Consider the following 7,543-nt stretch of genomic DNA (forward strand, 5'->3'; position numbering starts at 1 on the left):
CCGTGCTCACCTCGCGGGTCGTGGAGGAGGGCCGCGCGCGCCATCTGGAGACGGCCTGGATCTCGGGTCGCACCGGGGCGACGCTGGTCGCCTCGCGCACGCCGCTGGCGCGGGCGGCCTACCCGCCCCGCTTTGCCTGGGAGCAGACCCCGGAGCTCGAGCGCCGCTACCCGCTGGACGGGCCGCTCCGCGGGCTGGCCCTGGCGGGCGTGGACAGCGACGGACGCCCGGATCTCGTCGTCGCGGACGAGCGTGGGATCACGATCCAGGCGCTGCAAGACGGCTCGCTGGTCCCGGTGGCTGGCGCCACGTTCCGGCCGGGTGGCCTGGTCCTCTCGGTCGACGCCGCGGACGTCAACGGCACCGGGCGCCCGCAGATCGTCGTGGTGGACGCTCGCCTCGTCGGCGATGCCGTGCATTCCACGGTGCTCGAGCTGGTGGGCGGGCGGCTCCGGCCGATCTACGAGGCCCGGGACCGCTACCTGCGGGTGATCCCGGTGGGGGGCGAATCCTGGCTCGTCGAGCAGGCGATCGGGCTGACCGAGCCGTTCGGGGCGCGGATCCGCCGGCTGGTCTGGCGCGACGGCCGCTACCACGACGGGCCCACGCTGGCGGTCCCGAAGGACGTGACCGTGTACGGGCTGGCCCTGCTGCGGCTCACGGGTGCCGCGGAGCCCGATGTCGTGGCCCTCACCGGAGAGGATCGGCTCACGGTGTGGACAGCCCGGGGACGCCGCATCTGGACCAGCGCCGAGGCCTACGGAGGCCCGGCCGTCACCTTTCCGATGTCGGCGGCGACCGAACGGCGGGACGAGATCCGCATCGGCCGCATCCGTGGGCGGATCATCGCCCTTCCCGACCGTCCCGAGGGTCCCGAAATCCTCGTCTTCGGGAACTTCATCCCTCTCGTCGGCGGGGCCCGGACCCTCTTCCCGGGCGTCGCGCCGACATTGTTCACGCAGGGCCGCATCCACCGGCTGCGCTGGACGGAGGGGCAGTTCATCCCCGTCTGGCAGAGCCGGACCACGGACGGGTACATCGCCGACTTCGCCTACGGGAGCATGGACGGCGACGGCTTCCCCAAGGTGGTGGTGGGTGTCGTCCCCCGGGGCCTGAACCTCGACACGCTCAATCCCGTCGGTCGCCCCCGGGGCCAACTCGTGGTGTACGAGCTGCCCTAGGTCATTTCGGGGGGGTCTCGGAAGACCCCCCCGATGCCCCCCCGTCGTGGCGGCGGCGAAGCCGCCGCTCGGAGCGCTCCTCGATGCCCCCCGGGCTCCCTGCGCGGCGCGTGGCTACTCCGCCTGCCTCCGGGCGAGGAGCCGTCCGGAAACGCCGCCAGGGCCGGAAGATTGGGCTTGACACCCTCTTGCGGCCAGTGCTAGATTGCCGAAGGTTTTTCCCGTAAGGGCTGACTGTCTTTCTCTATTCGAACGAGCTCGAAGGGGGGTGATGTCGGGGCACCCAGCCGTACGCGCCCAACCTGCAGTCCAGCTCCACCGAATCACGGCATCATTGACCGTTCTTGCAATGAGCGGCTTCATTGTTGAGCCACCCCCAGGTCGGGTGGCCACGGAGGTGCAGGATGAAGCGACTCGGGTTGTTTGCTGCGGCGGGGGTCCTGATCCTTCTCGGATCGGCCCAGCCGGCGCTGGCGCAGTTCTCGCTCGGGGATACCCCGGGCGCACGCACGCCAGCCTACAACATCAGCTTCAACGGCCAGCTGCGGTTCATCGGCGTCGCCTGGGATAACCTCAACGACTTCACGGACACGCAGGCGGTCGCGTCGAACTGCGGAACGGGCGCGTTCTGTAAGGACAGCCACTCGCGGTACTTCGAGCGACTCCGGTGGTGGATCACGATCGAGTCCGCCGACAAGAAGGCGAAGATGGTCTGGAACGCCCAGGTCGGCGACCTCACGTTGGGGAACGGTAGCGGCGTGGCCGACGAGCTCGGCAGCTCCCCCGCCTCCCAGGGCGGCCGGGTCGGGCCCAACGCCGGCGGCGCCGCCGGCGCCCGCGGCGTCAACATGCAGCAGCGGCAGATCTACATCGCGTTCGAGCCGTGGATTCCGGCCACGCGGGTCACCGTCGGGATTCAGTACCTCCAGTTCCTCGATGGCCCGGCGGCCGAATTCTTCGCCGACAACGAGCCGGCCATCCGCTTCGACTGGCTGGGAAGCCCGGTGGACTTCTCCGTCTGGGCGGCGAAGCTCTCCGAGAACAACCTCTCCAACGCCGACGACAACGACTACTACGCGGCGCGCATCGGCGTCAGCCTCGCCCCGGACATCCGGTTGAGCGTCGAAGGTCTGGTGGCCAACCGGCAGTGCTTCCAGCGGCGCCCGGCAGCAGCCGGCGTGACGGGGGTGTCCACCCTGGCGAACCAGGGGTCGTGCGTGAAAGAAGACTTCGCCAATACGTTCTGGGTCGGTGGCACGGCGAACGCCAAGATCGCCGGCATGACGCTCTATGGCGTGGTCGTCTACGGCCAGCGGGGCATCTGGTCATCGGCGCTCAACCAGGTCTTCAAGGAGCGGGGCTTCGGCCTCATGGCCGACGCGGTGGTTCCGATCGGGCCCCTCTCGGTCACCGCCCACGGCTGGTACACGTCGGGTGACAAGGACCGCTTCATCGGCGGCGCCGGCGGCGGCTCCTGCGCGACCCCGCGCGGGGCGCCGACGGGCGACTGCCACGGAGTGGGCAACACCACCAAGATCAACCGCAACTCGGACAAGCTGCCCGTGCCGGAAAGTGGCTCGTCCTGGCTGTCGGTGGCCTACATCGCCGACTTCCTGACGGGCAACGCGACGGTCGGCGGCCCGACGGGCCTCGGCCAGCCGCTCAACGCGGATATCTCGGGCACCTGGGGGATCGGCGCCGCGGCGTCCTACGCCCTGACGCCGGCCTTCAACATCAACCTCGGTGCCGCCTTCGTGGCCCCAAGCGAGAATAAGAACCGCCTGGGCGGCCAGAACGCCATCTTCGGCGACCACGCCATCGAGATCGACGCCGGCCCCCGGTGGACGATCAACGCGAACCTCTCGATGCAGGCGGTGGTCGGCTACATCATCCCCGACACTGGCGACGATTCCTGGGGGGGCATCTACCGGTTCATCTACTTCTTCTAGTCCGGGCTCCTTCGTCGTCCAGGACGCCCCAGGGGACTCCCCTGGGGCGTTCTTGTTTCGCTTGATTCAGCGGCGGCGCGACCCGACAATGGGTTCAGGAGGATCCCCGCCATGCGCTCAATGCCGCCGAGGTCCCTCGTCCTCGTCGCGATCGTCGTGCTGCTCGTGGCCGGAACGGCGTCCCTGGTGGCGCAGCAGCCCGTGGTGTCCTCCACGATCCGGATCGCCCTCGTGCGGCAGTGGGTCGTGAACCAGCACCGCGTCCCGCTATTCGCCTTCGAGCGACGGCTGTCGCCCGAGTTTCGGGCGGCGCTCGAAAGCGGGGTCGTGGACCGGACCGTCTTCCAGTGGCAGCGGGGCGCGATCCAGCGGTGGTGGCTCCTCCGGAAGCCGATCGGCGTCCTCGCCGGCCCCGAGGCCACAGCCCTCGGAGCGCGCGGGCAGTTCGAGGTCACGGGCGTCCGCCCGCCCCAGGGCTCGGCGGCCTGGACCGAGGTGGGCCTGGCGGCGCGGACCCCCCAGCCGGACGACGTCCTCATTCTCGAGGTCGGCGGCGAGGTGAACACGGAGAGCCAGGTGCTCGGGACGCTAGCCATGATCTCGAGGGACGGAGGGCTGCGGGAACTGCCCCTGAATGGGGGTCCGCCTCGCGGTGATGGGGTCGCGGTGGTGACCGCGGCGCTGGGCGAGCCCATCGGGGCCCCGCAAGCCGCGTACTTCCGTGGGGCGTCCGGGGTCGACTTCCTCGTAGTGCGAAGCTCGGTCCCGGTCATCGCGAACGGCGGCTTCACGAGCAACGGCGTCGCCGACCTCGCGATCGAGGGGCCTGGCGACTGGCGCCATGGCGATCGGGTGTTGATCCGGGTCCCCCTGTCGACGCTCCGGACCGGGTCTCCCGCGATCGTCCTCGGCTGGAGAGACCGGATCACCAAACCGGAGACCGGCGATGGCGAGAGGATGCGCCCGCAGGCGCTCCTTGCCCCCTGACCCGGTGAGGAGTCAGCCCGTCATGCGTGCGTGGGCGACGGCCGTTTTCGTCTCGCTCGCGCTGGCCGGGGCCCTCGAGGCGGCGGAATGGGGCGGAATTGTCCCCGGGGTGTCCTCCCGCCGGGATGTCGAGACCCTCTACGGGCGGCCGAGCCGTGAACGGACCGTGGTCGAGGAAAGCCGGACCGTTCCGGAATGGACGTACTTGGGAGAGCGCGCGCCGCGTGGCCTGGAGCGGATGATCATCAGCTTCGGGTTGATCGGTCCCGAGGGCTTCCGGGCCGATCTCGTGCGCGGGGTCGCCATCTACCCGAAGCCGCGAATCTTTACCCTCGACACGATCGCCAACGCCTGGGGGAAGCCCGACGCGATGGGCACCAACGAGCAGACCGGCCAGGGGGTGTTACGTTACGACGCCAAGGGTCTGCTCGTGGTGATGCACCGGAGCGGGGACTGGGCGGAGGTTCTCCTCTTCGCGCCGACTCCGGGGGCGCCGAAGCCCCAGAACTGAGCGGCGTCTCGGCGGCCTGGGGGTGAGTCTGGGAGGGGCCGTCGAGGCCCCCTCCCATTGGTCATCGTCCCGGCTTCGAGGGCGAGGACGGTCCGAAGGCGGTCGGCCGGATGTCGACCTGGACCTCGACCCGCTCGCCTACCTTGAGTCCGGACAGCGTCTCGCGCGGGAGCTTGAGCTCGAGCTGCCCCTCGTCGGTCCGCAAGGTCACGGTCCCGCCGGCCACGTCGATCCGAGTGACCTGCCCGATGATCCGGTGACCCTGCTCGAGCCTGGGCGAGTCGGCCGTCGCGGAGGGCGACGGCGCGGCCGGCGGCCCGCCGAGCTGCGGTCCGGCGCCGCCCGGAGTGCTCTGGGCGGCCACCAGGCCCGCGGAGCCGACGATCAGGGCCACGATGGCGAATGCGGCCAATATGTGTCCTAGCATGTCCGAGTGACCTCCTCTGCCTGGATACGCGGGATTCAAGACTGATACCAGAGAGCACCCCGATCGGGTCCCGCGGTCGGTCCTTTGCGCCTCAGGCCTTGGCCGGGACGTCGGGGAGCGACCGTCACCGCTCCGACTCGGAAGCGCCCTGCCGGACGGAAGTGTCCGAAGCGCGGTCGGCGGTGGTGGCGCGCGTCGCAAGTATTCGTTTTTCCCTTGATTCACGAGGGGAGGGGCCCGAGAATGTACCGTGGCGGGTCCGAGAGATCGCGGCCCGTGAGCCGGGGGACAGTGGACACATCACCTGGGAGGGGCGTCGGCTTCGAACCTGCCTGGGGGCCTCGGAATCGGGGGCTCGTGTGCTGCGCCCGTCCGGGCGCCCCTCGAGTGAAGCCGCGGCTTTGAGACCATCCCTGGAGGCGACCCTCCGCGAGCGCCTCACCCGGCTCATCGGCGAGGAGCTACGCGCGTGCGAGGCCGCGATCCGCCAGGAGCTGGGCGGGTCTCCCGTCCCCCTGATTCGCGACATCACCGAGTATGTCGCCTTCGCCGGCGGCAAGCGCCTGCGGCCGGTCCTGGTGCTGCTGTCGACGCGGCTGGCCGGAGGCTCTCCCGATCGCGCCGCCCGTCTCGGCTGCGTCGTCGAGCTGCTGCATACGGCCACCCTGATTCATGACGACGTCGTCGACCGGGCGCCTCTCCGGCGGGGCCGGCCGTCGGCGAATGCCCGGTGGGGCGACGACGCCGCGTTGCTCGTCGGAGATCATCTCTACTCCCGCTGCATGGCGCTGCTCGTCGGGGACGGGGATCTGGCGGTGATGGAGGCGCTGGCGGCCGCGATGGTCTCGATGACCGAGGCCGAGGTCTTCCAGCTCGAGCGCAAGCGGGATGGGGAGCTCACCGAAGACGATTACCTGCGCATCATCCGGCAAAAGACGGCGACGTTCATGTCGGCGTGCTGCCGGATCGGGGGCCTGGTCGCCGGCCCGGACGCGGCCGCGGTCGACGCGCTGGCGTCCTTCGGCGAGGACCTCGGCATCGCGTTTCAGATCATCGACGATTCGCTCGACTTCGACGCCGACGAGGCGCGACTCGGGAAGGCGATCGGGACCGATCTGCGCGAGGGGAAGCGCACCCTGCCGCTCATCGCCACCCTGGAACGAGCCAGGCCCGAGGAGCGCGCCCGGATCCTTGAGGCGTTGCGAGGCCCCGGCCAGCCCCGACGCCGGCCGGCCGAGGCCGACCGCGACGTCGGCGAGATCCATCGGCTCGTGAAGATCTACGACGGCGTCGGCTATGCCGTCGCCCGCGCGGCGGCCTATGCAGCCGAAGCCACGGCGCGGCTGGCCCGATTTCCGGTCTCCGAGGAGCGGGAGGTTCTCGGCCTCATCGCGGAGTACGTCGTCCACCGCGACCGGTGATGGCGGGCCGCGCTCGATCGGCGCGCCGAGGGACGGTGCCGCGGCCGAGCGGGATCATCACGCTGCTCACCGACTTCGGGTTGGATGACGCCTACGTCGGGGTCGTGAAAGGCGTCATCCTCGGGATCAACGCCGCGGCTCACCTCGTCGACCTGACGCACGCCGTGCCGCCCCAGGACATCCTGCGGGGCGCGCTCCTCCTGGAGACGGCCTACCGGGTCTTCCCGGCCGGGACCGTCCACCTCGCGGTGGTCGATCCCGGCGTCGGCGGCGCTCGGCGGCCGCTGGCGCTCCTGGCGGACGGCCACTACTTCGTCGGCCCCGACAACGGGCTGCTCGGGTTCCTTGACGGGATTCCCGGCGCGGCGGCGGTGGCGCTCACCAACCCGGCCTACCACCGAACAGCGGTGAGCCGGACCTTTCATGCCCGCGACATCTTCGGCCCGGTGGCCGCCCATTGCTCACTGGGCGTGCCCTTGCACCGCTTCGGTCCTCCGGTGCGGCGCCTGGCTCGCCACGGCTGGCCGCGCCCGCGGCGCGCCGGCGGGCGCGTCGTGGGCCAGGTGCTCCTGGTCGACCGATTCGGGAACCTGCTCACGAACCTGACGGCGAAGGACCTGCCCGCCGGCCGTCGTGCGTGCGTCCTCGAGATCGGCCGTGAGCGGATCGAGGGGCTCTCGGGCACCTACGGCGACCGGCCGCCGGGCGCGCTCGGCGCGGTGGTCGACAGCTCGGGTCGGGTGGAGATCTTCGTCCGCGAAGGCCGCGCCCGCGACCGACTCGGGATCGGCCCGGGGGCGCAGGTCAGCGTGCGGTCGCGAGGGTCACGGAGCCCGGACCGCCGAGTCGACGATGGTGCCCTGCGGGTTCACCCAGAATAGATAGGACCGGACATAGACGGCGGGGCCCGGGCTGGGCTCGTCGGGACTCTGGACCGCGCCCCGGCGGTAGGCCGAGGTGGTGCCCTGGAGACCGGAGATCCGGGGATTCTCGACTTCCTCGTAGATCAGGATCCGCAGGTCGCCCTCCTGCACTTCGCGAGTCGGCGGACCCCAATCCTTTTCGAG

At 70.7% G+C, this 7,543-nt stretch carries 8 protein-coding genes; 6 read left to right on the top strand and 2 right to left on the bottom strand.

Annotation, left to right across the window (positions count from 1 at the left end; translation table 11 throughout):
• The 4 genes from VGW35_17880 to VGW35_17895 form a co-directional block, all read left to right on the top strand.
• On the top strand, window positions 1-1,181 hold a 1,181-nt coding region (locus VGW35_17880; GenBank protein HEV8309534.1), incomplete at its 5' end, for a VCBS repeat-containing protein.
• A gap of 404 nt (window positions 1,182-1,585) precedes the next feature.
• Window positions 1,586-3,130, top strand: a complete 1,545-nt coding sequence (locus tag VGW35_17885) for a hypothetical protein (protein HEV8309535.1) — start codon at window positions 1,586-1,588, stop codon at window positions 3,128-3,130.
• Between the two features lie 111 nt (window positions 3,131-3,241).
• The gene (locus VGW35_17890) at window positions 3,242-4,117 is read left to right on the top strand and encodes a hypothetical protein (GenBank protein HEV8309536.1); all 876 of its coding nucleotides are present in this window, start codon (window positions 3,242-3,244) and stop codon (window positions 4,115-4,117) included.
• Window positions 4,118-4,139: 22 nt separating this feature from the next.
• Window positions 4,140-4,628, top strand: coding sequence for a hypothetical protein (locus tag VGW35_17895; protein ID HEV8309537.1), 489 nt, complete (start codon window positions 4,140-4,142; stop codon window positions 4,626-4,628).
• A 61-nt stretch (window positions 4,629-4,689) separates the two neighbouring features.
• Here VGW35_17895 and VGW35_17900 read toward each other — a convergent pair whose 3' ends face one another.
• Window positions 4,690-5,055: a hypothetical protein gene (locus tag VGW35_17900; GenBank protein ID HEV8309538.1), complete on the bottom strand. Its 366-nt coding sequence runs from the start codon at window positions 5,053-5,055 to the stop codon at window positions 4,690-4,692.
• Window positions 5,056-5,456: 401 nt separating this feature from the next.
• Here VGW35_17900 and VGW35_17905 point away from each other — a divergent pair, with 401 nt between their 5' ends.
• Together VGW35_17905 and VGW35_17910 are read left to right on the top strand one after the other, a co-directional pair.
• Window positions 5,457-6,476 (top strand): polyprenyl synthetase family protein, encoded by a 1,020-nt coding sequence (locus VGW35_17905; protein HEV8309539.1) that lies wholly within the window; start codon window positions 5,457-5,459, stop codon window positions 6,474-6,476.
• A 35-nt stretch (window positions 6,477-6,511) separates the two neighbouring features.
• The gene (locus tag VGW35_17910; GenBank protein ID HEV8309540.1) at window positions 6,512-7,357 is read left to right on the top strand and encodes an SAM-dependent chlorinase/fluorinase; all 846 of its coding nucleotides are present in this window, start codon (window positions 6,512-6,514) and stop codon (window positions 7,355-7,357) included.
• Here the strand turns inward: VGW35_17910 and VGW35_17915 are convergent.
• The coding region (locus VGW35_17915; GenBank protein ID HEV8309541.1) for a hypothetical protein at window positions 7,301-7,543 on the bottom strand (243 nt) is incomplete at its 5' end. The genes VGW35_17910 and VGW35_17915 overlap by 57 nt on opposite strands.

It is taken from the genome of Candidatus Methylomirabilota bacterium, from assembly GCA_036005065.1.
In the GTDB taxonomy this organism is placed as follows: domain Bacteria; phylum Methylomirabilota; class Methylomirabilia; order Rokubacteriales; family DASRDR01; genus DASYQW01.